We start from the raw sequence: 26136 nt of genomic DNA on the forward strand, positions 1-26136 counted from the left end.
GATGTCGAAGCTCGGCAACCTCGGCGCCCGGCTGCACCGTGGCGAGGTCGGGTACGACTTCGTCGGCAATCGCAAGATCTGGTACGGCATCTCGATCCTGATCACCATCACGGCCATCCTCGGCCTGACGGTGCGTGGCCTGAACATGGGCATCGAGTTCCAGGGCGGCGCCGCCTTCACCACGCCGAAGCACATGAGCGCCTCGGTGACCCAGGCGGAGAAGTACGCCGAGGACGCCTCCGGCCACGACGCGGTCGTCCAGAAGTTGGGCGACGGCAGCCTGCGCATCCAGATCGCCGGCATCGACACCGACAAGTCCGACAGCATCAAGGCGAAGCTGGCGAAGGACCTCGACGTCAGCTCCGAGAACATCGCAGCGGACCTGGTCGGCCCCAGTTGGGGTGACCAGGTCGCCAACAAGGCCTGGGAGGGCCTGGCGATCTTCATGGTGCTGGTCGTGATCTATCTGGCGATCGCCTTCGAGTGGCGCATGGCCCTGGCCGCGCTCGTCGCCCTGATCCACGACATCACCATCACCATCGGCATCTACGCCCTCGTCGGCTTCGAGGTCACGCCCGGCACGGTGATCGGTCTGCTGACCATCCTCGGTTACTCGCTCTACGACACGGTCGTCGTCTTCGACAGCCTCAAGGAGCAAACCAAGGACATCACCAAGCAGACCCGCTGGACCTACAGCGACATCGCCAACCGGTCGATCAACGGCACCCTGGTGCGTTCCATCAACACCACGGTCGTCGCGCTGCTGCCGGTCGGGGCCCTGCTGTTCATCGGTGGCGGCTTCCTCGGCGCGGGTGTCCTCAACGACATCTCGCTGTCGCTGTTCGTCGGCCTCGCGGCCGGTGCGTACTCGTCGATCTTCATCGCCACGCCGCTCGTCGCCGACCTCAAGGAGGCCGAGCCGCAGATCAAGGCCCTCAGGAAGCGCGTCCTCGCCAAGCGGGCCCAGGCCGCCGCGCAGGGCGAGCCGGCGGAGTCGCAGGTCACGAACCGCTCGGACGACGACTACGACGACGAGCCCGAGGACGCGGCAGCCGTCGTCGGCCCGCGCACCCAGCCGGCGTCCCGCAACCGCGGCCGCGGGCGCCCCTCGGGGAAGCGCCGATGACGGACATCCAGGAGCTGCTGCTCAGCCGTATCCGCGATGTGGCCGACTACCCGGAGCCGGGCGTGATGTTCAAGGACATCACCCCGCTCCTGGCGGACCCGGCCGCGTTCACGGCGCTCACGGACGCGCTCGCCGAGATCGTGGTGCGCACCGGTGCGACGAAGGTCGTGGGCCTGGAGGCCCGCGGGTTCATCCTCGGCGCCCCGGTGGCCGTCCGCGCGGGCGTCGGCTTCATTCCCGTGCGCAAGGCGGGCAAGCTCCCCGGAGCGACCCTCAGCCAGGCGTACGACCTGGAGTACGGCTCCGCCGAGATCGAGGTGCACGCGGAGGACATCGGCGCTGAGGACCGGATCCTGATCGTCGACGACGTGCTCGCCACCGGCGGCACTGCGGAGGCGTCGATCCAGCTCGTCCGCCGCGCGGGAGCGGAGGTCGCTGGCATCGCAGTCCTGATGGAGTTGGGGTTCCTGCGAGGGCGCGCCCGGATCGAACCCGCGCTGATGGGAGCCCCGCTGGAAGCGCTGATCGTGGTCTGATCCGGCTCCTACGGAACGTCACGGTGCTTTCGCGGTGCGTCGACTCGATGCACCGCGAAAGCACCGTTTCTGCTTGTGTCTTTGACCGTCAACAGGAACACGGCGCCTTCGGAACCCTGTTGACATGTACTGATCGATAAGTTTCAATGGTGAAAATTTGCCGAACCACGTGACCACTGGTTCGGGCGCGGGGGATTTATCGGCTTGCAGCACAGGATTTGTGCGTGTGCCTGATGTTTCCGCTGCCCGGAAAGGGTTCGTGGGAAATGAAGCAGGGGGATTCTTTTTGTTGCGCATGAGATCGATTGCGGTTGTCACGTCGATTGCTGCGGCTGCCTTCCTTGGAGCGGCCACGGGCCCGGCGCAAGCTGGTACCGGCATGCTCATCGCGGTGAACATCAACAATTTCCAGGACTGGGGCAACTTTAATCAGGACCCGGTGGGAGGCACCGATCCCACTCCGGGCGACGCCATCCGCGCCTGCGACGACACTGCTGACGGCTGGGGAGTCACCGCCTACCTGGATGTCGGTAGGAACGGATCCTGGGACCGTACGTCCACGACGGCCGGCCATGCCTCAGGATTCTGCAGCGCCTGGGAGACCGGTAACCTCACCGAGGGGACCAAGGTGACCCTCAAGGCGTGCAATACGAAGGCTGGCTATGCGCCGAAGAACTGCGATGAGGCCGATACCGTCGCCTGACGGCTGGATTAATGTCGGCGCGACGTAGCTCTCTTCACACAGTCGTTCGGGACCTTTCCTGGGCCTGAGATGGCTGTGACGCCTCGCAGGGGCGGGCCCGGAGGAATCCGGTGCCCGCCTCTCGTGTTTCACCGGTAGCAGGCCCTCACATCGGCCTGAAGGCGAGCCCGGAGCCCGGGATCGCTACCATGGGCACTCCGGAGCCTGACCGGGGGACCCGGATCGCGCACGAGGAGTCCTCTTGGCAGACGAGGCCCAGCCCCTGACCGCCGCCAAGCCCGAGCCCACCCCGGGCCCCGCGGCGGAGCCCGCCACGAGCGCGAGCACCGCACCCGCGAGCACCGCACCGGCCGAACCGCGCCCGGCGGCGGAGCACGACCGGTCGGCGCCCGCCGACAAGGCGGTCGAGCCCGCGCGCCCCAAGCCGGCCCCGGCGGCCACTCCCGCGCCCCGTCCCACGGCAGGCCAGCCCGCACGCACCGGCGGCGGCTCCTCCAACCGCGTCCGCGCCCGTCTCGCCCGCCTCGGCGTCCAGCGCTCCAACCCGTACAACCCGGTCCTGGAGCCCCTGCTGCGGATAGTGCGCAGCAACGACCCGAAGATCGAGACGGCCACCCTCCGCCAGGTCGAGAGCGCCTACCAGGTCGCCGAGCGCTGGCACCGCGGCCAGAAGCGCAAGAGCGGCGACCCATACATCACGCACCCGCTCGCCGTGACCACGATCCTGGCCGAGTTGGGCATGGACCCGGCAACGCTCATGGCCGGCCTGCTGCACGACACCGTCGAGGACACCGAGTACGGACTCGACCAGCTCCGCCGCGACTTCGGTGACTCCGTCGCCCTCCTCGTCGACGGCGTCACCAAGCTCGACAAGGTCAAGTTCGGTGAGGCCGCGCAGGCCGAGACCGTGCGCAAGATGGTCGTAGCGATGGCCAAGGACCCGCGTGTCCTGGTCATCAAGCTCGCCGACCGCCTGCACAACATGCGCACCATGCGCTATCTCAAGCGCGAGAAGCAGGAGAAGAAGGCGCGCGAGACGCTGGAGATCTACGCGCCGCTCGCCCATCGCCTGGGCATGAACACCATCAAGTGGGAGCTGGAGGACCTCGCCTTCGCGATCCTCTACCCCAAGATGTACGACGAGATCGTCCGGCTGGTGGCCGAGCGGGCACCGAAGCGTGACGAATACCTGGCCATAGTGACCGACGAGGTCCAGACCGACCTGCGCGCCGCCCGCATCAAGGCGACCGTCACCGGCCGCCCGAAGCACTACTACAGCGTCTACCAGAAGATGATCGTCCGCGGCCGCGACTTCGCGGAGATCTACGACCTGGTCGGCATCCGCGTCCTCGTGGACACCGTCCGCGACTGCTACGCGGCACTCGGCACCGTGCACGCGCGATGGAACCCGGTCCCCGGCCGGTTCAAGGACTACATCGCGATGCCCAAGTTCAACATGTACCAGTCGCTCCACACGACGGTAATTGGCCCCAACGGCAAGCCAGTTGAGCTCCAGATCCGTACCTTCGACATGCACCGCCGTGCGGAGTACGGCATCGCCGCGCACTGGAAGTACAAGCAGGAGGCCGTCGCCGGCACCTCCAAGGTGCGCGCGGAGACGCCCCGGACCACCGGCAAGGACGACCACCTCAACGACATGGCGTGGCTGCGCCAGCTGCTCGACTGGCAGAAGGAGACCGAGGACCCGGGCGAGTTCCTGGAGTCCCTGCGCTTCGACCTGTCCCGCAACGAGGTCTTCGTCTTCACGCCCAAGGGCGACGTGATAGCGCTGCCGGCGGGCGCCACCCCGGTCGACTTCTCCTACGCGGTGCACACCGAGGTCGGCCACCGGACCATAGGGGCACGGGTCAACGGGCGGCTCGTACCGCTCGAATCCACCCTGGACAACGGCGACTTGGTCGAGGTCTTCACCTCCAAGGCACCCGGCGCGGGCCCCTCCCGCGACTGGCTCGGCTTCGTCAAGTCGCCGCGCGCCCGCAACAAGATCAGAGCCTGGTTCTCCAAGGAGCGCCGCGACGAGGCGATCGAGCAGGGCAAGGACGCCATCGCCCGCGCGATGCGCAAGCAGGACCTGCCGATCCAGCGCATCCTCACCGGCGACTCCCTGGTCACGCTCGCGCACGAGATGCGCTACCCGGACATCTCCTCGCTGTACGCGGCGATCGGCGAGGGCCATGTCGCGGCGCAGAACGTCGTACAGAAGCTGGTGCAGGCGCTCGGCGGCGAGGAGGCGGCCACCGAGGAGATCGACGAGAGCGTGCCGCCGGCGCACGGCCGGGGGCGCAAGCGCCGGTCGAACGCCGACCCCGGTGTCGTCGTCAAGGGCGTCGACGACGTGTGGGTCAAGCTGGCCCGCTGTTGTACGCCCGTCCCCGGCGACCCCATCATCGGTTTCGTCACGCGAGGTAGCGGTGTATCGGTTCACCGCAGTGACTGCGTCAACGTGGAGTCACTGTCCCGCGAACCCGAGCGCATCCTCGAGGTCGAGTGGGCGCCCACCCAGTCCTCGGTCTTCCTGGTCGCCATCCAGGTCGAGGCCCTGGACCGCTCCCGGCTCCTCTCGGACGTCACCCGCGTCCTGTCCGACCAGCACGTCAACATCCTCTCCGCGGCCGTCCAGACCTCCCGCGACCGCGTAGCCACCTCCCGCTTCACCTTCGAGATGGGCGACCCCAAGCACCTGGGCCACGTCCTGAAGGCCGTCAGGGGCGTGGAGGGGGTCTACGACGTCTACCGCGTGACGTCGGCGCGCAACAAGACGTAGACGATACGCAGGAGGGGCTCCCGTACGTCGCGTACGGGAGCCCCTCCTGCGTGCCTACGACGGGTCAGCCGCCGAACTCCTGAAGGCCCTTCAGCGCCTGCTCCAGCAGGGCCTGGCGGCCCTCCAGCTCGCGCTGGAGTTTGTCGGCGCGGGAGGTGTTGCCCTGGGCGCGCGCCTGCTCGATCTGGCCCGTGAGCTTGTCCACGGCGGCCTGGAGCTGACCGGTGAGACCCTCGGCACGCGCGCGTGCCTCCGGGTTCGTCCGGCGCCACTCGACCTCCTCGGACTCCTGGAGGGCCCGCTCGATCGTGTGCATCCGGCCCTCGACCTTCGGGCGGGAGTCACGCGGCACATGGCCGATGGCCTCCCAGCGCTCGTTGATCGAGCGGAAGGCCGCGCGGGCCGCCTTCAGATCGGTCACCGGCAGGAGCTTCTCGGCCTCCTCGGCCAGCTCCTCCTTGAGCTTCAGGTTCTCCGTCTGCTCGGCGTCCCGCTCGGCGAAGACCGAGCTGCGGGCGGCGAAGAAGACGTCCTGGGCGCCGCGGAAGCGGTTCCACAGATCGTCCTCGTGCTCGCGCTGGGCGCGGCCCGCCGCCTTCCAGTCGGCCATCAGCTCGCGGTAGCGCGCGGCCGTGGGACCCCAGTCCGTCGAGGCCGACAGACCCTCGGCCTCGGCGACCAGCTTCTCCTTGGTCTTGCGGGCGTCCTCGCGCTGCGCGTCCAGCGACGCGAAGTGCGCCTTGCGGCGCTTGGAGAAGGCCGACCGGGCGTGCGAGAAGCGGTGCCACAGCTCGTCGTCCGACTTGCGGTCCAGGCGCGGCAGACCCTTCCAGGTGTCCACCAGCGCGCGCAGCCGCTCACCGGCGGCCCGCCACTGGTCGGACTGCGCCAGCTCCTCCGCCTCGACGACCAGCGCCTCCTTGGAGTGCCGGGCCTCGTCGGACTGCTTGGCGCGCTGCTGCTTGCGCTCCTCGCGACGCGCGTCGACGGTCTCCACCAGCTTGTCCAGCCGGACCCCGAGCGCCGCCAGGTCGCCCACCGCGTGGTGGGCGTCGACCTGCTCACGGAGATGGTCGACGGCGGCCTGCGCGTCCTTCGCCGACAGGTCGGTGGTCTTCACGCGCTTCTCGAGGAGGCCGATCTCGACAACCAGGCCTTCGTACTTGCGCTCGAAGTAGGCCAGCGCCTCCTCGGGGGAGCCGGCCTGCCAGGAACCGACGACCTGCTCGCCGTCGGCCGTACGCACGTACACGGTCCCCGTCTCGTCGACGCGGCCCCACGGGTCGCTGCTCACAGCGCCTCCTCCACATGATGCCTGCACAGGGCCTCTGTGCCCCCGGGCATCGTCCACAGTTTCGTCACGGCCAACATAGGCGACCGGCGGGTTGCCTGTCCGCATCCCGCGCGACCGAAATTTCGCTGTTGACGGTCAGGATTTCGTGACGGTCGCCTTGTTGATCACGACCGTCGCGTTCGGTGCTCCGTCGCCCGCGCCCGTGCTCTCACCAGCGGCCGCGATCTTGTTCAGGACCTTCATCCCGGAGGCCGAGATGGTACCGAACGGGGTGTAGCTCGCCGGCAGCGTGCTGGCCTTGTACACGAGGAAGAACTGGCTGCCGCCGGTGTGCTTCTGACCGGTGTTCGCCATCGCCACCGTGCCCGCCGGGTACGTCCCGCCCTTGAGGCTGGCGTCCTTCAGGTTCTCGTCCGGGATCGTGTACCCGGGGCCGCCGCTGCCCGCGCCCGTCGGGTCGCCGCACTGCAGCACGTAGATGCCGCTGGTGGTGAGCCGGTGGCACTTCGTGTGGTCGAAGAAGCCCTTGGCGGCAAGGAAGTTGAACGAGTTCACGGTGTGCGGCGCGGCCGACGTCTTCAGCGCGATGTCGATGTCACCGCAGGTCGTCGCCAGCTTCATCGTGTACTTCGCCGACTTGTCGATCGTGACCGCCGGCTCCTTCTTCCACGTCTCCGTCTTGATCTTGCCGGCCGCCGGCTTGGCGCACGGGTCCGGCGCCTTCTTCGTCGCCGAGGCGCTGGGCGTGGGCGTCACGTCCGCGCTCGCGTTGGTCTTGTCGTCGTCGTTCTTCAGGACGCCCGTCGTGTACAGCGCCACACTGCCGATCACGATCACGCCGAGCACCGACGCGATCACCGAGTTGCGCATGCGCGCCTTGCGTCGAGCGGACGTACGCCGCTGCTGCTGCCGCAAGAACTTCTCCCGCGCGAGCTGCCGCTTCCGCTGTTCCTGGGTGACCACCGGATTCTCTCCTCATGCGTCTCGTACGTCGACTGGGACGCGTGCGTCTTGTGAGCCGACCGCCTGCGTGTGCCCCGTACCGTATATGGGTTCGCTGAGGATTCGGCAGCGCCGGTAGGCTCTGACCACTGACGCAGGGATCCTTATCCCCACCCGTATCGACACAACGAAGGACGATCGTGCTCATTGCCGGGTTCCCCGCCGGGGCCTGGGGGACGAACTGTTATCTCGTCGCCCCCGCCGCCGGTGAGGAGTGCGTGATCATCGACCCGGGCCATCAGGCCGCCCAGGGAGTCGAGGAAGCGCTCAGGAAGCATCGGCTCAAGCCCGTCGCGGTCGTCCTCACCCATGGTCACATCGACCATGTGGCCTCGGTCGTCCCGGTGTGCGGCGCGCACGACGTGCCGGCCTGGATCCACCCCGAGGACCGCTACATGATGAGCGACCCCGAGAAGGCGCTCGGCCGCTCGATCGGGATGCCGCTGATGGGCGAGCTGACCGTGGGGGAGCCGGACGACGTCAAGGAGCTGACCGACGGAGCGCGGCTCGCGCTCGCGGGACTGGAGTTCTCGGTCGCGCACGCGCCGGGCCATACGAAGGGGTCGGTGACCTTCCAGATGCCCGAGAACACGGACATCCCGTCCGTGTTCTTCTCCGGGGATCTGCTCTTCGCCGGCTCCATCGGACGCACCGACCTGCCCGGCGGCTCCCACGCCGAGATCCTCGACTCGCTGGCCCGCGTGTGCCTGCCGCTCGACGACTCGACCGTGGTGCTGTCCGGCCACGGCCCCCAGACGACCATCGGCCAGGAGCGCGCCACCAACCCCTACTTGCGGGAAGTGGCCGCCGGCCAGGGAGCTGACGTGAACGCTCCCCGACGAGGAATGTGACGAGATTTTCGTGAGCACCTTTCAGGCCCCCAAGGGCACGTACGACCTGATTCCGCCGGAGTCGGCCAAGTACCTCGCCGTGCGCGAGGCCATCGCCGCTCCGCTGCGGAACTCCGGCTACGGCTACATCGAGACCCCCGGCTTCGAGAACGTCGAGCTGTTCGCGCGCGGTGTCGGTGAGTCCACCGACATCGTGACCAAGGAGATGTACGCCTTCGAGACCAAGGGCGGCGACCAGCTCGCCCTGCGCCCTGAGGGCACGGCTTCCGTCCTGCGCGCGGCACTTGAGGCCAACCTGCACAAGCTCGGCAACCTGCCGGTCAAGCTCTGGTACTCCGGCTCCTACTACCGCTACGAGCGCCCTCAGAAGGGCCGTTACCGCCACTTCTCCCAGGTCGGTGCCGAGGCGATCGGTGCCGAGGACCCGGCCCTGGACGCCGAGTTGATCATCCTGGCGGACCAGGCGTACCGCTCCCTGGGGCTGCGGAACTTCCGCATCCTCCTCAACAGCCTGGGCGACAAGGAGTGCCGTCCGGTCTACCGGGAGGCGCTGCAGACCTTCCTCCGGGGCCTGGACCTCGACGAGGAGACCCTGCGCCGCGCGGACATCAACCCGCTCCGCGTCCTCGACGACAAACGCCCCGACGTCCAGAAGCAGTTGACCGACGCGCCGTTGCTCCGCGACTACCTGTGCGACGCGTGCAAGGCGTACCACGAGGAGGTCCGCGAGCTCATCACGGCTGCGGGCGTCTCCTTCGAGGACGACCCCAGGCTGGTCCGCGGCCTCGACTACTACACCCGTACGACCTTCGAGTTCGTCCACGACGGTCTGGGTTCCCAGTCCGCGGTGGGCGGCGGTGGCCGTTACGACGGCCTCTCCGAGATGATCGGCGGGCCCGCGCTGCCCTCCGTGGGCTGGGCGTTGGGCGTCGACCGTACGGTTCTCGCCCTGGAGGCGGAGGGTGTCGAACTCGAACTCCCCGCGTCCACCAGCGTGTTCGCCGTCCCGCTCGGCGACGAGGCCCGCCGGGTCCTCTTCACCAAGGTGACCGAACTCCGCAAGCTCGGTATCGCGGCAGACTTCTCCTACGGCTCCAAGGGGCTCAAGGGTGCGATGAAGAACGCGAACCGCAGTGGGGCGCGCTACACGATCGTCGCCGGCGAACGTGATTTGGCCGAGGGTGTCGTGCAGCTCAAGGACATGGAGTCGGGGGAGCAGCGGGCGGTCGGGGTGAACGAGATCGTGGCGGAGCTGGAGTCGAAGCTGGGCTGAGGACGGGATTTTCGCCCCCGCCGCCCCTACCCGTCCCATCCCCCAGGGGCTCCGCCCCTTCGACCCCGCCAGGGGGCTCTGCCCCCTGGACCCCCGCTCCTCAAACGCCGGAGGGGCTGGATTCTCGGCGGATGGACTGAAAGTACTGGACGGCTGAGAACGCCGGACGGGCTGAGATGCTGCCGACCGAAGCCTTCAAGCGCCGGTCCGCACCCCTTAGCCCGTCCGGCGTTTGAGGACGAGGCCGTTCAGGCCGAAGCGGGGGTCTGGGGGCGGCAGCCCCCAGTGATGGGACGGGTAGGGGCGGCGGGGGCGAGAATCCTCAGTCCAGCAACCCGTACCGCATCGCACTCGTCACCGCGGCCGTCCGGTCATCGACGCCCAACTTGCCGAAAACCCGCAGCAGATGAGTCTTCACCGTCGACTCCCCGATGAACAACCGCCGCCCGATCTCCGCGTTGGTGCACCCCTCCGCCACCAACCGCAACACGGCAGTCTCCCGCTCCGACAACCGAGGCCGCTCCGGCCTCGTCCGCAACTGGTCCACCAGCCGCGCAGCCACAGACGGAGCCAACACGGTCTCGCCCCGCGCAGCGGCCCGTACCGCGTCCGCCAGTTCACCCCGCGGCAGATCCTTCAGCAGATAACCCGCCGCCCCCGCCTCCACGGCCCGCAGAATGTCCCGGTCGGTCTCGTACGTCGTGAGGACGATCACCCGGCACGACAACCCGGCCGCACTCATCCGCACGATGGAGTCGACGCCCCCGCCGCCCGGCATACGCAGGTCCATCAGCACGATGTCGGGCCGGAGTTCAGCGGCAAGCGCCTCCGCCTGAGGCCCACTGGACGCATCGGCGACGACATCGAGATCCGGCTCGGCACTGAGCATGGCGCGCAGCCCCTCCCGTACGACGGGATGGTCGTCGGCCAGGATGATCCGGATCATCGGGGACTCCTCGAAGGCGATACAGGCGATACAGGCGATACAGGCGATACAGGAGATACCGGCAGCCGCACCGTCACAGTCGTCCCCCCACCCACCGCACTCCGCACCACCGCCGTCCCACCCACCTCCGCCGCCCGCGTCCGCAACCCCGCCAGACCATAACCACCGGACACCGCCCCCGGATCGAACCCGCACCCGTCATCCCGTACCGACACGGTGAGTTGCTCGTCGGCGTACACCAGCGCGAGGCTCACCTTCGCTGAACTCCCCGCGTGCTTACGGGCGTTGGCAAGAGCTTCCTGGCAGGAACGCAGAGCTACGACCTCCGGCCCGGCGGGCAACGTACGCACAGGCCCGGTGACTTGGAGGGTCGCGTCATGGCGGGCGGCGAGCCGGCGCAGGGCGTCGGAGAGGGACGCGCCCTCCAGGTCGGCCGGGGTGCCGCCGGCGACCAGGGCGCGGGCCTCGGCCAGGTTCTGGCGGGCCGTCTCGTCCATCAGGGTCAAGTGCCGCCTGGCCTGCGGCAGATCGTCGTCCAGCTCCGCCTCCACCGCCTGGATCAGCATCAGCAGGCTGGTGAAACCCTGCGCGAGGGTGTCGTGGATCTCGCGGGCCATCCGCTCCCGTTCGGCCAACGCGCCGTGGGCCGAGGAGAGTCGGGAGACCTCATGGCGGCTGGCGTCCAGCTCGGCTATCAACTCCGCGCGCTCCTGGCTCTGTTCGATGACACGGATGATCCAGGTGCCGAGGGCCATCGAGAAGACCAGGGTGACCACCGCGAAGACGGAATTGAAGAACACGTCCTGCGCGCTCGGCCACCACAGCAGCGCCCAGCCGATCACGGGCGCGATGTTGATCACGGTCACCGCGATCAGAGCCCAGCGCAGCCGCAGCACCATGAAGCAGGGCGGGACGAGCGCGAAGGCCAGCAGCCGCGTCTCGCCGACCAGGACCGCGGAGGGGAGGAACAGCGCCATTTCCGCGATGAGGTAGCCGACCGCCCGGCGTTCGTCCGGTGGGTCGCCCTGCAGCACCGGGCGGCCCATCCAGACGTAGAGCGGGATCAGCGGGACGAGCAGCGTGGCCGCCGTGACGCGCACCGGCCACCCCGGTTGGCTCGTGCCGAGCACGAAGACCAGGGTGGCCAGCCAGATCAGGGCGAAGTACGTGTCCCAGAGCCGGAACGAGCGGTCCCAGGTGTACGAGCCCGACGGCCCGTGCGGAGCGGTCATCCGTCGCGCCGGTTCTTCCACCGGAAGGTCAGCAGGCACAGCAGCAATCCTCCGACGCACCACGCCCCGAGCACCAGCGCGACCTTCCCGAACTCCCAGCTCCCGGCCTGTTCCAGCACCTGCGCCGACGAGGGCAGGAACACCCCGCGCAGCCCCTGGCACATCCACTTCAGCGGGAACAGGGCGCCGATGTTGAGCATCCAGTCCGGGATGGTGTCGATGGAGATGTACACCCCGGAGATGAACTGCAGGACCAGGAAGGGGAGTACGACCACGGAGGTCGCGCTCTTGCCGGACTTCGGGACCGAGCTGACCGCGATGCCGAGCAGCGCGCACGCCGTCAGACCGAGCACGAAGATCCACCCGAAGTCCAGCCACTTCACCGCGGACGAGGGCAGGTCCACGTCGTAGAGCGTGGTGCCGACGAGGAGCAGGATCGCCGTCTCCATGAGGCCCGTGACCAGAACCAGCCAGATCTTGCCGAGGAAGTACGCGGCTGGTGGCATGGGCGTGCCGCGCAGCCGGCGCAGCACCTTCTCGTCCCGCTCGATCGCGATCGATATGCCCAGGGACTGGAAACTCGTCGACATGATGCCGGCGGCCATCATCGCCGGGACGTAGAGCTGGGAGGCGTTGACGCCCGCGCCCCGGACGTCGTCCTTGAAGATCGACGCGAAGAGGAACAGGAAGACGACCGGGAAGGCGAAGGTGAACACCACCTGGTCGCGCTGCCGGAAGAACTGTTTGAGTTCCAGCGACCCGCGGCGCAGTCCGAGTCCCCAGGCGTTGGGGAGCCGCTCTCCGGAGGTCCTCGTCCGGGGCCGTACGGCGGTCGTGTCCGTGGTCGTGGTCATCGCGCGTCCTCCTGTCCGGTCAGCCGGAGGTAGACGTCCTCCAGGGTGGGGCGGCTCACCAGGAGCCCGGGGATCTCGCCGTCGAAGCGGTGCATGAGCTCGGCTACGACCTTGGTAGGAGTCTCCGTGTGCTCCGCGCGCGGGGTGCCGTCCGGGTCCGTCCACTCGACCGTGGCCCCGGTGCCGTGGCGTTCGCGCAGGGCGGCCGGTTCGCCCTCGGCGACCACACGGCCCTTGGCGACGATGGCGAGGCGGTCGGCGAGGTTCTCCGCCTCCTCCAGGTAGTGGGTGGTGAGGAGGATCGTGGTGCCCTCGTCGGCGAGCTTGCGGATCAGGTCCCAGAACTGGCGCCGGGCCGCCGGGTCGAAGCCGGTCGTCGGCTCATCCAGGAGGAGGAGATCGGGGCCGCCTATCACCCCGAGGGCCACGTCGAGCCGCCTGCGCTGGCCGCCCGACAGGGCCTTGATACGGCTGTCCACCTTGGCCTCCAGACCCACCAGGCCGATGACCTCCTCGGGGTCGCGTGGCCGGGGGTAGTAGCGCGCGAAGTGCCGTACCGTCTCGCCGACCGTCAACTCGGCGGGTGCGGATTCGTCCTGCCAGACGATCCCGACCCGCGAACGCCACGCGCGCGTGCCCGTCGCCGGGTCCGAGCCGAGCACCGACACCTCACCCGCGTCCCGGCCGCGGTTGCCCTGGAGGATCTCGACCGTGGTGCTCTTGCCCGCCCCATTGGGTCCGAGCAGGCCGAACACCTCTCCCGTGCGGATCTCCAGGTCGATTCCGTCTACGGCGGTCACGTCCCCGTACTGCTTGCGCAGCCCCCGCACATCCACTGCGAGTTCGTTCGCCTGTGTTGTCATGCGACGAGCATCGTCCGGAATCGAGCGCTCAGGGACGACCGTGCGTACTTCCTTATGTCCATCGAACGGTGGACAGAGGTGCGCGTGCGGCACAATGGCCGTGCCCGAAGAAGGTCCAACTCTCAAGTGACGGATCGGCGTGATGAGCAAGACGACAGTGAAGGACGTCTCCACCGACTCCGAGCCGGAGCACACGGCCGCAGAGCCGCGCACGGTGGGCGGCAGCCGGGCCTTCGCCCTGCTGCTGGTGATCACCGGAGCGGCCGGACTGCTCGCCGCCTGGGTCATCACGATCGACAAGTTCAAGATCCTTGAGGGCAAGGTAGCCGGGAAGACGTTCACCCCGAGCTGCAGCATCAACCCGATCGTGTCCTGCGGCAGCGTCATGGAGAGCAAGCAGGCCGCGGCCTTCGGCTTCCCGAACCCGATGCTCGGCCTGGTCGCCTACGGCATCGTCATCTGCGTCGGCGTCAGCCTGCTGACCCGGGTCCAGTTCCCGCGCTGGTACTGGCTGACCTTCAACTTCGGCACGCTCTTCGGGGTGGCCTTCTGCACCTGGCTGCAGTTCCAGTCGCTGTACCGGATCAACGCGCTGTGCCTGTGGTGCTCGCTGGCCTGGGTCGCCACGATCACGATGTTCTGGTACGTCACGTCGTTCAACATCCGCAACGACTTCCTGAAGGCCCCGCGCCCGGTGAAGAACTTCCTGGGCGAGTTCACCTGGGTCCTCCCGGTCACCCACGTCGGCATCATCGCCATGCTGATCCTGACCCGCTGGGGCACCCAGCTCTGGGCCTGACCCCCGGCCAGACCGGATTGTCAGTGCGGTGACATAGGGTTTTGGACGTGGAGCCCGACCTATTCACCGCCGCCGCGGAAGAACGCCAGGAGAAGGACCCGTCCAGCAGTCCCCTGGCGGTGCGGATGCGCCCGCGCACCCTCGACGAGGTCGTGGGCCAGCAGCATCTGCTGAAGCCGGGCTCGCCCCTGCGCCGACTCGTCGGTGAAGGGGCGGGTGGCCCGGCCGGCCCCTCCTCGGTGATCCTCTGGGGGCCGCCCGGCACCGGCAAGACGACCCTCGCGTACGTCGTCTCCAAGGCGACCAACAAGCGGTTCGTGGAGCTGTCCGCGATCACCGCCGGGGTCAAGGAGGTCCGCGCGGTCATCGACGGCGCCCGGCGGGCCACCGGGGGCTTCGGCAAGGAGACCGTCCTCTTCCTCGACGAGATCCACCGCTTCAGCAAGGCCCAGCAGGACTCCCTCCTCCCGGCCGTCGAGAACCGCTGGATCACCCTGATCGCGGCGACCACGGAGAACCCGTACTTCTCGGTGATCTCCCCGCTGCTGTCCCGCTCGCTCCTCCTCACCCTCGAACCCCTCACGGACGAGGACCTGCGCGCCCTGCTCCGCCGGGCCTCGAGCGACGAACGCGGCCTGAAGGACGCGGTCACCCTTCCCGAGGACAGCGAGAACCACCTGCTGCGCATCGCCGGCGGCGACGCCCGCCGCGCGCTCACCGCCCTGGAGGCCGCCGCCGGGGCCGCCCTCGACAAGGGCGAGCCGGACATCACCCTCCAGACCCTGGAGGAGACGGTCGACCGCGCGGCGGTGAAGTACGACCGCGACGGCGACCAGCACTACGACGTGGCCAGCGCCCTCATCAAGTCCATCCGGGGCTCCGACGTCGACGCGGCCCTGCACTACCTGGCCCGCATGATCGAGGCCGGCGAGGACCCCCGCTTCATCGCCCGCCGCCTGATGATCTCCGCCAGCGAGGACATCGGCCTGGCCGATCCGAACGCGCTGCCGATCGCGGTCGCCGCCGCCCAGGCCGTAGCGATGATCGGCTTCCCGGAGGCCGCGCTCACCCTCAGCCACGCCACCATCGCGCTCGCCCTCGCGCCCAAGTCGAACGCGGCGACCAACGCGATCGGCGCCGCCATGGAGGACGTACGCAAGGGGCACGCGGGTCCGGTGCCCATGCATCTGCGGGACGGGCACTACAAGGGCGCGGCCAAGCTCGGGCATGCCCAGGGGTACGTCTATCCGCACGACCTGCCCGAGGGGATCGCCGAGCAGCAGTACGCCCCGGAGGAGCTGAAGGACCGCGAGTACTACGAGCCGACCCGGCACGGGGCCGAGGCGCGGTACGCGGACGCCGTGGAGTGGACCAGAAAACACCTTGGTCGTAAGCGGTCCTGAGCACCCTGTAGAATCCCCCGAAGTGCTGTGTCCCGTGCTGTCAGAACGGGACGGTCAGCCGGAGCCCCGGTTCTCGGACCGGCTCCAGGAGCGTCGCGCACCGTTCGAATGGTGTCGCGGGCAGCCCACCACCATCCGCCGCACGGCGGGACCGGTCGGTGGGCCACTCGCGTGCTGCACGTAGTGCCCAGATCAGGGGAGCGGCTGCCCACCAGGTCCCGTAAGGGTCCCGGCGGGTTTCCCCGGCTGCGGATGCGACCTCCCTCACGACCCTGACAAGCCGACAGACAGAAAGAGACATCGTGGCGAATCAGTCCCGCCCCAAGGTCAAGAAGTCGCGTGCCCTCGGCATCGCGCTGACCCCGAAGGCCGTCAAGTACTTCGAGGCCCGTCCCTACCCGCCGGGTGAGCACGGTCGTGGCCGCAAGCAGAACTCGGACTACAAGGTCCGTCTGCTGGAGAAGCAGCGTCTGCGCGCGCAGTACGACGTGTCCGAGCGCCAGCTCGTCCGCGCCTACGAGCGTGCCTCCAAGGTCCAGGGCAAGACCGGTGAGGCCCTGATCATCGAGCTGGAGCGTCGTCTCGACGCGCTGGTCCTTCGTTCGGGCATCGCCCGCACGATCTACCAGGCCCGCCAGATGGTCGTCCACGGCCACATCGAGGTCAACGGCCAGAAGGTCGACAAGCCGTCCTTCCGCGTCAAGCCCGACGACGTCGTCATGGTCCGCGAGCGCAGCCGCAGCAAGACGCTGTTCGAGGTCTCCCGCGCCGGTGGCTTCGCCCCCGACGGCGAGACCCCGCGCTACCTCCAGGTGAACCTCGGCGCCCTGGCGTTCCGCCTGGACCGCGAGCCGAACCGCAAGGAGATCCCGGTGATCTGCGACGAGCAGCTCGTCGTCGAGTACTACGCCCGCTGATCACCTCACGGACGTAGCACCACCCTTCGCGTCAGCCCGCCGTCTCCCCGCCCTTCCGGGTGGGCGAGGCGGCGGGCTTTCGCATGTCCACGCTCACGGTGGCGGGCCGCACCGGGCCGCGCGGCACCGGCACCGCGTCCAACGCCCGCGACGGCCCCAGCGCCCGCGCCACGGCCGCCTCCCGGCCCAGCAGTGCTCCGTCCCGTACGCACTCCTCGTACCGCTCGTCGCCGAGGCGCTCGCGGGCCATCGCCTCGCACAGCTCGTGCGGCGCGTTGTAGTACGCCGAGCCGAACAGCGGCAGCCCCACCGACGGCCACATCCCGCCCGCCGCGCCCTGCAGCAGCGCGGCCTCGGCGGCGTCGCCCTCCGCCACGGTGACGAGGGCCAGCAGTTCGACCGCGAGCACCGAGCCGAGCAGATCGCGGAACCCGTGCGCGCTGCCCAGGCAGTCCGCCAACAGGTCGCGGGCGAGCGGGAGTTCGCCGTCGCTCCAGGCGACGTAGGCCAGGACGTACAGCGCGTACGCCCGGGTCCAGCGCTCACCGTGGTCCTCGCACACGCGCCGGACGTCCTCGCACAGCTTCACCGCGTCCGCGAGATCGCCCTGGAACGCCCGGGTCATCGCCAGCTCGACCTGGCCCATCAGCACGTTGCTGTTGAGCTCGCCGATCTGCTGGTAGCGGTCGAGCGCCGAGCGCAGCAGGGTCTCCGCGCGGGCCATGTCGTCGGTGACCAACGCCAGGCAGCCGGTGCGGTGTTCGGCGTACGCGACCGCCGTGGGGTTCGCGGCCTCGTCCGCCTCCTCGCGGCACTCCTGGAGGGCGGCCAGCGCGGGCACGGTGTCGCCCTGGAGGATCGCCACGTAGCCGAGCACCCAGAGGGCCTTCAGCCGCGACTGGTCGTTGGCCGTGTCCTCCGCGTCCAGCTGCACGGCCTGCTCCAGCCAGTGCCGGCCCTCCGCGAGACGCCCGCAGCCCGCCCAGTAGAACCAGAGCGAGCCCGCGAGGTACTGGCCCAGGTGTGTCTCGTCCGGCTCGGTCAGGCAGTACTCCAGGGCGCCGCGCAGATTCGGCAGCTCCGCCTCGACCCGCGCGGCGACCTCGCCCTGGCGCGGTGAGAACCAGTCCAGCTCGCACCACGTGGCCAGGCCCAGATACCAGTCGCGGTGTCTGCGCCGCAGCCGGGCCGCGTCCCCGGTCGCCTCCAGCCAGTCGGCGCCGTAGGCCCGGATCGTGTCGAGCATGCGGTAGCGGACGCCCGTCGGTGTCTCCTCGCGGACGACCACGGACTGCGCGAGGAGTTCGGACAGCACGTCGAGAACGCCGTCGGAGTGCAGTCCGTCGCCACCGCACACGTACTCGGCGGCTTCCAGGTCGAAGCGCCCGGCGAACACCGACAGGCGCGCCCACAGCAACCGCTCCTCGGGCGTGCACAGTTCATGGCTCCAGCCGATCGCCGTGCGCAGCGTCTGGTGCCGGGGCAGAGCGTCCCTACGCCCGCCCGCCAGCAGCCGGAACCGGTCGTCGAACCGCGCCAGCAACTCCCCGGGTGCCAACGCCCGCAGCCGTCCCGCCGCCAGCTCGACGGCCAGGGGAATCCCGTCGAGCCGACGGCACAACTCCCGTACGTCCGGACCGTCTTCGAGGACGACCCCCTGCTGCGCGGCCCGGTCGGCGAACAGCTCCACCGCCTCGTCCTCGCCCAACGGCGCCACCGCGACGACCCGTTCACCCGCCAGTTCCAACGGCCGCCGCCCCACCGCGAGCACCCGCAGCCCCGGCACCCGCCCGAGCAACTCCGCCACCAGCTCGGCACACACCTCCACCAGATGCTCGAACCCGTCCAGCACCAAAAGGAGTTGACGGTCGGTCAGGTGGGCGAGCAACGCCTCGCGCGGCAGCCGCGCGGTGTGATCCGTCAGCCCCAGCGCCTCCACGACCGCGAAGTCCACGAGTTCCGGGTCGCGCACCGGTGCCAGTTCCACCCGCCACACGCCGTCCGGGGGAGCGGACCGGGCCGCCGCGTGGGCCGCGAGCCGGGACTTGCCGACCCCGCCGGGCCCGGTCACCGTGACCAGACGCGAGGCGTCGAGCGCCCGCGCCAGCTCGGTGAGTTCGGCCGAGCGGCCCACGAACCGGTCGGGTTCGAGGGGCAGATTGCCGTCCGCGGTGGCGTCGCCGCCAGGGGAAGCTCGCATGGAACACGGAGCGTACTGAACCGTATTCAGTCCGTACAATCGCTTCGCGCAACTCCGGTGTGCGCGGGGCGGTAATGCGGTACGGAGCGCAGCCCCCGGCGCGATAGGCTCGGCAGCGGTTATCCACAGGTGTTCACGGGGCGCCGCCTCCGGCGCGATAGGCTCGGGACGAGTCATCAACAAGCGTTTATGAGAGCGGGTGTCAGGTGTCCGGTGGAGAGGTGGCCGGGATCCTGGTGGCCGTCTTCTGGGCGATCCTGGTCTCGTTCCTCGCCGTCGCACTGGTGAGGCTGGCCCAGACGCTCAAGGCGACCACCAAGCTGGTCGCGGACGTGACCGACCAGGCCGTGCCGCTGCTGGCGGACGCCTCCGCGGCGGTGCGCTCCGCGCAGACCCAGATCGACCGGGTCGACGCGATCGCCACCGACGTCCAGGAAGTCACGTCGAACGCCTCCGCACTGTCCACCACCGTCGCCTCCACCTTCGGCGGCCCGCTCGTCAAGGTCGCGGCCTTCGGCTACGGCGTCCGCCGGGCCCTGGGCGGCCGCCGCGAGGACGTGCCCGCGCCGTCCGGGGCGTCCCGTCGTACGGTGATCGTGGGCCGTACCGTCCCGGCCGGACGGCGGGGCAAGCGCACCCGGAAGAAGGACTGACCGAGCCATGTTCCGCCGTACGTTCTGGTTCGGCACGGGCGTAGCCGCCGGTGTCTGGGCGACCACCAAGGTCAATCGCAAGCTGAAGCAGCTGACCCCCGAGCACCTCGCCGTCTCCGCGGCCAACAAGGCGCTCGCAGCGGGCCACAAGCTCAAGGACAGCGCGGTGCACTTCGCGCTCGACGTCCGCGCGGGCATGGCCCAGCGCGAGGCCGAACTCGGCGACGCGCTCGGGATCAACGCTCCCGTGGACCCCGAACTCCCGGCGCCCCGGGCGCACATCGCCATCGAGAACCGCAACACCCCCATGTCCGTCGAAAGAAACGACAGGACGACGTACTCGTACAACCGGAATGAGGACCACTGATGGAGTCGGCTGAAATCCGCCGCCGCTGGCTGAGCTTCTACGAGGAGCGCGGCCACACCGTCGTTCCCTCGGCGTCGCTCATCGCGGACGACCCGACTCTGCTCCTGGTCCCCGCCGGCATGGTCCCCTTCAAGCCGTACTTCCTCGGCGAGGTCAAGCCGCCGTGGCCGCGCGCCACCAGTGTGCAGAAGTGCGTGCGCACGCCGGACATCGAAGAGGTCGGCAAGACCACGCGCCACGGCACGTTCTTCCAGATGTGCGGCAACTTCTCCTTCGGCGACTACTTCAAGGAAGGCGCCATCACCTACGCCTGGGAGCTGCTCACCTCGCCCCAGGACAAGGGTGGTTACGGCCTCGACCCCGAGCGCCTGTGGATCACGGTCTACCTCGACGACGACGAGGCCGAGACCATCTGGCGCGAGAAGATCGGCGTCCCGGCCGAGCGCATCCAGCGCCTCGGCAAGAAGGACAACTACTGGTCGATGGGCGTCCCGGGTCCGTGCGGCCCGTGCTCCGAGATCAACTACGACCGCGGCCCCGAGTTCGGCGTCGAGGGCGGCCCGGCCGTCAACGACGAGCGGTACGTGGAGATCTGGAACCTCGTCTTCATGCAGTACGAGCGGGGCGAGGGCATCGGCAAGGAGGACTTCGAGATCCTCGGCGAGCTGCCCAGCAAGAACATCGACACGGGCCTCGGCCTCGAGCGCCTCGCGATGATCCTGCAGGGCGTGCAGAACATGTACGAGATCGACACCTCCATGGCCGTCATCAAGAAGGCCACCGAGCTGACCGGTGTCGAGTACGGCGACTCGCACGAGTCCGACGTCTCCCTGCGCGTGGTCACCGACCACATGCGCACGTCCGTGATGCTCATCGGCGACGGCGTGACCCCCGGCAACGAGGGCCGCGGTTACGTCCTGCGCCGCATCATGCGCCGCGCCATCCGCAACATGCGCCTGCTCGGCGCCACCGGCCTGGTCGTCAAGGACCTCATCGACACCGTCATCGCGATGATGGGCCAGCAGTACCCCGAGCTCGTCACCGACCGCCAGCGCATCGAGACCGTGGCCCTCGCCGAGGAGGCCGCCTTCGTCAAGACGCTGAAGGCCGGCACCAACATCCTCGACACCGCCATCGCCGACACCAAGCAGTCGGGCGGCAAGGTCCTCGCCGGCGACAAGGCGTTCCTGCTCCACGACACCTGGGGCTTCCCGATCGACCTCACCCTCGAAATGGCCGCCGAACAGGGCCTTTCCGTGGACGAGGACGGCTTCCGGCGCCTGATGAAGCAGCAGCGCGACCAGGCCAAGGCCGACGCGCAGGCCAAGAAGACCGGCCACGCGGGCGTGGGCGCCTACCGCGAGATCGCCGACAAGGCCGGCGAGACCGACTTCATCGGGTACTCGGACACCCAGGGCGAGTCCACCATCGTCGGCATCCTCGTCGACGGCGTCTCCTCCCCGGCCGCGACCGAGGGCGACGAGGTCGAGATCGTCCTCGACCGCACCCCCTTCTACGCCGAGGGCGGCGGCCAGATCGGCGACACCGGCCGGATCAAGGTCGAGTCCGGTGCCATGATCGAGATCCGCGACTGCCAGAAGCCGGTGCCCGGGGTCTACGTCCACAAGGGCGTCGTCCAGTACGGCGAGGTCACCGTCGGCGCCAAGGCCGAGGCCGCGATCGACATCCGCCGCCGTACCGCCATCGCCCGCGCCCACTCGGCCACCCACCTCACCCACCAGGCGCTGCGTGACGCCCTCGGTCCGACGGCCGCGCAGGCCGGTTCCGAGAACCAGCCGGGCCGTTTCCGCTTCGACTTCGGATCGCCGTCCGCGGTTCCCACGGCCGTGATGACCGACGTCGAGCAGAAGATCAACGAGGTGCTCGCCCGGGACCTGGACGTGCACGCCGAGATCCTCAGCCTCGACGAGGCCAAGAAGCAGGGCGCCATCGCCGAGTTCGGCGAGAAGTACGGCGAGCGGGTCCGCGTCGTCACCATCGGCGACTTCTCCAAGGAGCTGTGCGGCGGCACCCACGTCCACAACACCTCGCAGCTGGGCCTGGTCAAACTGCTCGGCGAGTCGTCGATCGGCTCCGGAGTGCGCCGTATCGAAGCGCTCGTCGGTGTCGACGCCTACAACTTCCTCGCCCGTGAGCACACGGTCGTCGCCCAGCTCCAGGAGCTGATCAAGGGGCGCCCGGAGGAGCTGCCGGAGAAGGTCTCCGCGATGCTCGGCAAGCTGAAGGACGCCGAGAAGGAGATCGAGAAGTTCCGCGCCGAGAAGGTGCTGCAGGCCGCGGCCGGTCTCGTCGAGTCCGCCAAGGACGTGCACGGCATCGCCGTCGTCACCGGCCAGGTCCCGGACGGCACGAGCGCCGACGACCTGCGCAAGCTGGTCCTCGACGTGCGCGGCCGCATCCAGGGCGGACGGGCCGCCGTAGTGGCCCTCTTCACGGTCAACAACGGCAAGCCGCTCACCGTCATCGCCACCAACGAAGCCGCCCGCGAGCGCGGTCTCAAGGCCGGTGACCTGGTGCGCGCCGCGGCCAAGACCCTCGGCGGCGGCGGTGGCGGCAAGCCGGACGTGGCCCAGGGCGGTGGCCAGAACCCGGCCGCCGTCGGTGAGGTCGTGGACGCTGTCGAGCGCATCGTCGCCGACACGGCCAAGTAAGAAACGGCCGAGAACATGCGAAGAGGACGTCGACTCGCGATCGACGTCGGGGACGCCCGGATCGGGGTCGCCTCGTGCGACCCCGACGGGATCCTCGCCACTCCCGTCGAGACCGTCCCCGGCCGCGACATCCCGGCGGCACACCGCCGGCTGAAGCAACTCGCCGAGGAGTACGAACCGATCGAAGTCGTCGTCGGCCTCCCGCGCTCCCTCAAGGGGGGCGAGGGACCGGCCGCGGTGAAGGTCCGGGCCTTCGCCCAGGAACTCGCGAAGGGCATCGCCCCGGTACCGGTCAGACTGTTGGACGAACGGATGACCACGGTGACGGCCAGTCAGGGACTGCGCGCCTCAGGGGTGAAGTCCAAGAAGGGCCGGTCGGTCATCGACCAGGCGGCCGCGGTCATCATCCTCCAGCAGGCGCTGGAATCCGAACGGGTGTCAGGTAAACCACCCGGCGAGGGCGTCGAAGTGGTCATCTGATCGCGATACGGTAACGTTCCGCGCGATGCGATGGTGTTCGAACAGCCATGGCACAGCAAGAGGCGGGACGGGAGCCGGAGCCGCAAGCGCCGCGACCGCCGCCTCGCGGCTCTAGGGGATCGATGACTGAGTATGGCCGGGGCCCAGGCTCCGAACCGTGGCATCCGGAGGACCCGTTGTTCGGGGACGTCGGATGGGAAGGACAGCAGGCCCAGATGGGGCAGCAGTCCTCCTACGGCGGCCAGCCGCAGCACTATCCGGAACAGCCGCAGCAGCCGCAGCAGTACGGCGACTGGGGCCATGGCCAGCAGGCCGACTACGGTCAGGCGCAGCAGCAGTACCCGGTCTACGACGAACAGGGCAACGCGCACTACCCCGACCAGCAGCAGTGGGCCGACCAGCAGCAGTACGCCGATCAGAGCCATCAGCAGTACGCCGCTCAGCAGCAGCAATATCAGCAGGGCGGCTGGGACGGCACCGGCGCGCCCGCGCAGGTTCCGTACGCCGCGGACCCCGGCGACCCGTACGCACAGCAGGCCGCCGCCTATGGCGAACAACAGCCCGATTTCTACGGCACGCCCGACGCGTTCCCACCGCCCGAGCCGCCCGGCAAGCGACGCACCGAGCCGGAACCGGAGCAGACCGACTGGGACCCGGGACCCGATCAGGGCGAACACGCGTTCTTCGCGGGTGGCGGTGACGACGAGGACGAGGCCGACGACGAGCCGGACGGGCGGCGCCGGGGCAAGGGCGGCAAAGGCAAGGACAAAGGCGGCAAGGAGAGGAAACGCCGCAACGGCTGCGCCTGCCTTGTCGTCGTCATGGTGTTCGGCGGCGGCCTGGCCACGGTCGGCTACTTCGGCTGGCAGTTCTACCAGAACCGTTTCGGCTCGGCGCCGGACTACGCGGGCGACGGCACCGGTTCGGTGAGCGTCACCATCCCCAAGGGGGCGGGTGGCTACACCATCGGGCAGGAGCTGAAGAAACAGGGCGTCGTGAAGAGCGTCGATGCCTTCGTGGCCGCTCAGTCGCAGAATCCCGACGGGAAGAAGATCCAGGCCGGCGTCTTTCTCCTCAAGAAGGAAATGTCCGCCGCGAGTGCGGTCAAGCTGATGCTCGACCCCAAGAGCCAGGACAATCTGATCGTCCCCACGGGCTGGCGGAACTCCAAGATCTACGCGGCGATCGACAAGAAACTCCAGGTTTCCGACGGCACCACCAAAGCCATCGCCAAGAAGGACTACAAGTCGCTCGGACTGCCCAGCTGGGCGAACAGCAACAAGGACATCAAGGACCCGCTGGAGGGCTTCCTCTACCCGGGCACGTACGGCGCCGCAAAGGGTATGAAACCCGAAACGGTCCTCAAGCAGATGGTCGCTCAGGCGAGCGACAAATACGGCGCGATCGACCTTGAGGCGAAGGCCAAGGCGCTCAATCTGGACGACCCGCTGCAGGTCATCACGGTCGCGAGCCTCGTCCAGGCCGAGGGCAAGACGCACGACGACTTCCGCAAGATGGCCGAAGTGGTCTACAACCGTCTCAAGACCACGAACACCGAGACCAACCGTTACCTGCAATTCGACTCGACCTTCAATTACCTGAAGGGCCAGAGCAACATCCACATCAGCGAGTCCGAGATCAACAGCAACAAGGACCCGTACAACACCTACACCCAAAAGGGCCTCCCGCCCGGTCCCATCGACAACCCCGGTGACGAGGCTCTGGCAGCGGCACTGAATCCGACCCATGACGGCTGGATCTACTTCGTGGCGACCGACGGTGAGAACAAGACCGAATTCGCCAAGACGTACGCCGAATTCCAGGCACTCAAGGAAAAGTTCAATGCCACCTCGGGCAACTGACGCCCGCCGTGCCGCCGTGCTCGGTTCCCCCATCGCCCACTCCCTCTCCCCGGTGCTGCATCGCGCGGCGTACGGGGAGTTGGGGCTGGACGACTGGTCGTACGACCGCTTCGACGTGGACGAGGAGGCCCTCCCGGGGTTCTTCAAGGACCTCGGCCCGGAGTGGGCGGGCCTGTCGCTGACGATGCCGCTCAAGCGGGCGGTGATACCGCTGCTCGACGAGATCAGCGAGACGGCGTCGTCCGTGGACGCGGTCAACACCGTGGTCTTCACGGAGGACGGCCGCCGCGTCGGCGACAACACCGACATCCCCGGCATGGTCGCCGCCTTGCGCGAACACGGCATCGAACAGGTCGACTCCGCCGCGATCCTCGGCGCCGGCGCCACCGCCTCCTCCGCCCTCGCCGCCCTCGCCCGCATCTGCACCGGCGAGGTCGTCGCGTACGTCCGCAGCGAGGCTCGCGCGGCGGAGATGCGGCAGTGGGGGAAGCGGCTGGACGTAGAGGTACGCACGGCCGACTGGTCCGACGCGGCGAAGGGCCTGCGCGCACCCCTGGTCTTCGCCACAACACCGGCCGGCACGACCGACGCCCTCTCCTCGGCGGTCCCGGAACGCCCCGCCACCCTCTTCGACGTCCTGTACGACCCCTGGCCCACGGACCTTGCGGCTCGTTGGTCCGGCTACGGGGGCGCGGTCGTGAGCGGGCTCGATCTGCTGGTGCACCAGGCGGTACTCCAGGTGGAACAGATGACGGGGTGCCGGCCCGCGCCGGTGGACGTGATGCGGCGGGCGGGGGAGAGGGCGTTGGCGGGGCGGTGAGCTGGGCGGGGTGAGGGGTGCGGCTGGTTGTCGGCCCCGGAGGTTACGGCGGTAGGGCGGGTTGGGGGCATTGGCTGGGCGCTCTCGCGGGGTGGGCGAGGAGCGCGTTGGGCGGCTCTTGGCCTTGGCCTGGCAAGGCTGTGGAGAGACCGCCGACGGATCGCCGACCTGGGCCCAGTAGGGCAGGCAAGTGAGTGTCAGCTGTCACTCGGTAAGGGTGCCGTGCAGGCGTAGGCGGGCCGTCGATCTGGTCGCGGTAGGGCATGCATGCGGGTGTCAGCTGCTTCTGGACCGCGACCCGGTAGGGCTGCCCAGCAGACGCAGGCGGACCGCCGCCCCGGACCCGGGTAGGCCCGCAAGCGGCCGTTAGCCGGCTCCCGACCCCGTCCGGGCAAGGCCGTCAAAGAGCCGCAGCCCGACCTCTGACCCCGCCCCGACAGGGCTCTCAACAAGCTGGCACCCCCACCCCACCCCGTCCGCCCCCTGGACCGTCGACCA

22 protein-coding genes are annotated in these 26136 nt (G+C 69.0%); 15 read left to right on the plus strand and 7 right to left on the minus strand.

The window, feature by feature from the left end:
* Window position 1: 1 nt before the first annotated feature.
* The 4 genes from secF (at window position 2) to OO69_RS21005 (ending at window position 5150) form a co-directional block, all read left to right on the plus strand.
* Window positions 2-1126, plus strand: a complete 1125-nt coding sequence (gene secF / locus OO69_RS20990) for a protein translocase subunit SecF (RefSeq protein WP_033282263.1) — start codon at window positions 2-4, stop codon at window positions 1124-1126.
* On the plus strand, window positions 1123-1662 hold the full coding sequence (locus tag OO69_RS20995) for an adenine phosphoribosyltransferase (RefSeq protein ID WP_033282264.1): 540 nt from the start codon (window positions 1123-1125) through the stop codon (window positions 1660-1662). Before secF ends, OO69_RS20995 begins: the two co-directional genes overlap by 4 nt.
* 226 nt (window positions 1663-1888) lie before the next feature.
* Window positions 1889-2365, plus strand: coding sequence for a hypothetical protein (locus tag OO69_RS21000; protein WP_234444490.1), 477 nt, complete (start codon window positions 1889-1891; stop codon window positions 2363-2365).
* A gap of 241 nt (window positions 2366-2606) precedes the next feature.
* A complete protein-coding gene (locus OO69_RS21005) occupies window positions 2607-5150 on the plus strand; it encodes a RelA/SpoT family protein (protein WP_033282265.1) in 2544 nt (847 codons plus the stop codon).
* 64 nt (window positions 5151-5214) lie between these two features.
* On the opposite strand, the gene OO69_RS21010 is transcribed toward OO69_RS21005, so the two are convergent.
* Window positions 5215-6444, minus strand: a complete 1230-nt coding sequence (locus OO69_RS21010; protein ID WP_033282266.1) for a DUF349 domain-containing protein — start codon at window positions 6442-6444, stop codon at window positions 5215-5217.
* 135 nt (window positions 6445-6579) lie between these two features.
* Window positions 6580-7407: a peptidylprolyl isomerase gene (locus OO69_RS21015; protein ID WP_033282267.1), complete on the minus strand. Its 828-nt coding sequence runs from the start codon at window positions 7405-7407 to the stop codon at window positions 6580-6582.
* A gap of 179 nt (window positions 7408-7586) precedes the next feature.
* Between OO69_RS21015 and OO69_RS21020 the strand changes: the two genes are divergently transcribed.
* On the plus strand, window positions 7587-8297 hold the full coding sequence (locus tag OO69_RS21020) for an MBL fold metallo-hydrolase (RefSeq protein ID WP_033282268.1): 711 nt from the start codon (window positions 7587-7589) through the stop codon (window positions 8295-8297).
* 10 nt (window positions 8298-8307) lie between these two features.
* Window positions 8308-9570, plus strand: coding sequence for a histidine--tRNA ligase (gene hisS, locus OO69_RS21025; protein ID WP_033282269.1), 1263 nt, complete (start codon window positions 8308-8310; stop codon window positions 9568-9570).
* Window positions 9571-9892: 322 nt separating this feature from the next.
* Here the strand turns inward: hisS and OO69_RS21030 are convergent, their stop codons facing one another.
* From OO69_RS21030 to OO69_RS21045, 4 genes are read right to left on the minus strand one after another with little or no spacing between them, the layout of a single operon-like run.
* Window positions 9893-10516: a response regulator gene (locus OO69_RS21030; RefSeq protein WP_033282270.1), complete on the minus strand. Its 624-nt coding sequence runs from the start codon at window positions 10514-10516 to the stop codon at window positions 9893-9895.
* Window positions 10513-11748 carry a sensor histidine kinase gene (locus tag OO69_RS21035; protein ID WP_033282271.1) on the minus strand — a complete coding sequence of 412 codons (1236 nt, stop codon included), beginning with the start codon at window positions 11746-11748 and terminating at the stop codon, window positions 10513-10515. The genes OO69_RS21030 and OO69_RS21035 overlap by 4 nt, the downstream gene beginning before the upstream one ends.
* Window positions 11745-12602, minus strand: a complete 858-nt coding sequence (locus OO69_RS21040; protein ID WP_033282272.1) for an ABC transporter permease — start codon at window positions 12600-12602, stop codon at window positions 11745-11747. The genes OO69_RS21035 and OO69_RS21040 overlap by 4 nt, the downstream gene beginning before the upstream one ends.
* Window positions 12599-13465 carry an ABC transporter ATP-binding protein gene (locus tag OO69_RS21045; protein ID WP_033282273.1) on the minus strand — a complete coding sequence of 289 codons (867 nt, stop codon included), beginning with the start codon at window positions 13463-13465 and terminating at the stop codon, window positions 12599-12601. Before OO69_RS21045 ends, OO69_RS21040 begins: the two co-directional genes overlap by 4 nt.
* A 142-nt stretch (window positions 13466-13607) precedes the next feature.
* Between OO69_RS21045 and OO69_RS21050 the strand changes: the two genes are divergently transcribed.
* The 3 genes from OO69_RS21050 to rpsD all read left to right on the plus strand — a co-directional run bounded on the left by OO69_RS21050 (window position 13608) and on the right by rpsD (window position 16584).
* Window positions 13608-14264: a vitamin K epoxide reductase family protein gene (locus tag OO69_RS21050; protein ID WP_033282274.1), complete on the plus strand. Its 657-nt coding sequence runs from the start codon at window positions 13608-13610 to the stop codon at window positions 14262-14264.
* Between the two features lie 47 nt (window positions 14265-14311).
* Window positions 14312-15667, plus strand: a complete 1356-nt coding sequence (locus OO69_RS21055) for a replication-associated recombination protein A (protein WP_033282275.1) — start codon at window positions 14312-14314, stop codon at window positions 15665-15667.
* A gap of 302 nt (window positions 15668-15969) precedes the next feature.
* Window positions 15970-16584 (plus strand): 30S ribosomal protein S4, encoded by a 615-nt coding sequence (rpsD, locus tag OO69_RS21060; protein ID WP_019066381.1) that lies wholly within the window; start codon window positions 15970-15972, stop codon window positions 16582-16584.
* Window positions 16585-16615: 31 nt separating this feature from the next.
* Here rpsD and OO69_RS21065 read toward each other — a convergent pair whose 3' ends face one another.
* Window positions 16616-18784: an ATP-binding protein gene (locus OO69_RS21065; protein WP_199810995.1), complete on the minus strand. Its 2169-nt coding sequence runs from the start codon at window positions 18782-18784 to the stop codon at window positions 16616-16618.
* 206 nt (window positions 18785-18990) lie between these two features.
* Between OO69_RS21065 and OO69_RS21070 the strand changes: the two genes are divergently transcribed.
* From OO69_RS21070 to OO69_RS21095, 6 genes are all read left to right on the plus strand, one after another.
* The gene (locus OO69_RS21070; RefSeq protein ID WP_063744453.1) at window positions 18991-19437 is read left to right on the plus strand and encodes a DUF948 domain-containing protein; all 447 of its coding nucleotides are present in this window, start codon (window positions 18991-18993) and stop codon (window positions 19435-19437) included.
* A 7-nt stretch (window positions 19438-19444) separates the two neighbouring features.
* Window positions 19445-19804 (plus strand): hypothetical protein, encoded by a 360-nt coding sequence (locus tag OO69_RS21075; protein ID WP_033282276.1) that lies wholly within the window; start codon window positions 19445-19447, stop codon window positions 19802-19804.
* Window positions 19804-22476: an alanine--tRNA ligase gene (alaS, locus tag OO69_RS21080; protein ID WP_033282277.1), complete on the plus strand. Its 2673-nt coding sequence runs from the start codon at window positions 19804-19806 to the stop codon at window positions 22474-22476. The genes OO69_RS21075 and alaS overlap by 1 nt, the downstream gene beginning before the upstream one ends.
* A 15-nt stretch (window positions 22477-22491) precedes the next feature.
* A complete protein-coding gene (gene ruvX / locus OO69_RS21085; RefSeq protein WP_033282278.1) occupies window positions 22492-22956 on the plus strand; it encodes a Holliday junction resolvase RuvX in 465 nt (154 codons plus the stop codon).
* A 122-nt stretch (window positions 22957-23078) separates the two neighbouring features.
* Window positions 23079-24818, plus strand: coding sequence for an endolytic transglycosylase MltG (gene mltG, locus OO69_RS21090; protein WP_078652510.1), 1740 nt, complete (start codon window positions 23079-23081; stop codon window positions 24816-24818).
* Complete coding sequence (locus tag OO69_RS21095) at window positions 24799-25638, plus strand: shikimate dehydrogenase (RefSeq protein ID WP_033282280.1); 840 nt, start codon at window positions 24799-24801, stop codon at window positions 25636-25638. The genes mltG and OO69_RS21095 overlap by 20 nt, the downstream gene beginning before the upstream one ends.
* Window positions 25639-26136: the final 498 nt, after the last annotated feature.

Origin of the sequence: Streptomyces sp. NRRL F-525 (genome assembly GCF_000716605.1) — a bacterium.
In the GTDB taxonomy this organism is placed as follows: Bacteria; Actinomycetota; Actinomycetes; order Streptomycetales; family Streptomycetaceae; genus Streptomyces.

Excerpts from the sequence above, each read along its gene's own strand:
- secF (WP_033282263.1), top strand. The coding sequence starts at position 2 with ATGTCGAAGCTCGGCAACCTCGGCGCCCGGCTGCACCGTGGCGAGGTC.
- OO69_RS20995 (WP_033282264.1), top strand. The coding sequence starts at position 1,123 with ATGACGGACATCCAGGAGCTGCTGCTCAGCCGTATCCGCGATGTGGCC.
- OO69_RS21030 (WP_033282270.1), bottom strand. The coding sequence starts at position 10,516 with ATGATCCGGATCATCCTGGCCGACGACCATCCCGTCGTACGGGAGGGG.
- OO69_RS21035 (WP_033282271.1), bottom strand. The coding sequence starts at position 11,748 with ATGACCGCTCCGCACGGGCCGTCGGGCTCGTACACCTGGGACCGCTCG.
- OO69_RS21040 (WP_033282272.1), bottom strand. The coding sequence starts at position 12,602 with ATGACCACGACCACGGACACGACCGCCGTACGGCCCCGGACGAGGACC.
- OO69_RS21045 (WP_033282273.1), bottom strand. The coding sequence starts at position 13,465 with ATGACAACACAGGCGAACGAACTCGCAGTGGATGTGCGGGGGCTGCGC.
- OO69_RS21050 (WP_033282274.1), top strand. The coding sequence starts at position 13,608 with ATGAGCAAGACGACAGTGAAGGACGTCTCCACCGACTCCGAGCCGGAG.
- OO69_RS21065 (WP_199810995.1), bottom strand. The coding sequence starts at position 18,784 with ATGCGAGCTTCCCCTGGCGGCGACGCCACCGCGGACGGCAATCTGCCC.
- OO69_RS21075 (WP_033282276.1), top strand. The coding sequence starts at position 19,445 with ATGTTCCGCCGTACGTTCTGGTTCGGCACGGGCGTAGCCGCCGGTGTC.
- alaS (WP_033282277.1), top strand. The coding sequence starts at position 19,804 with ATGGAGTCGGCTGAAATCCGCCGCCGCTGGCTGAGCTTCTACGAGGAG.
- ruvX (WP_033282278.1), top strand. The coding sequence starts at position 22,492 with ATGCGAAGAGGACGTCGACTCGCGATCGACGTCGGGGACGCCCGGATC.
- mltG (WP_078652510.1), top strand. The coding sequence starts at position 23,079 with ATGACTGAGTATGGCCGGGGCCCAGGCTCCGAACCGTGGCATCCGGAG.
- OO69_RS21095 (WP_033282280.1), top strand. The coding sequence starts at position 24,799 with ATGCCACCTCGGGCAACTGACGCCCGCCGTGCCGCCGTGCTCGGTTCC.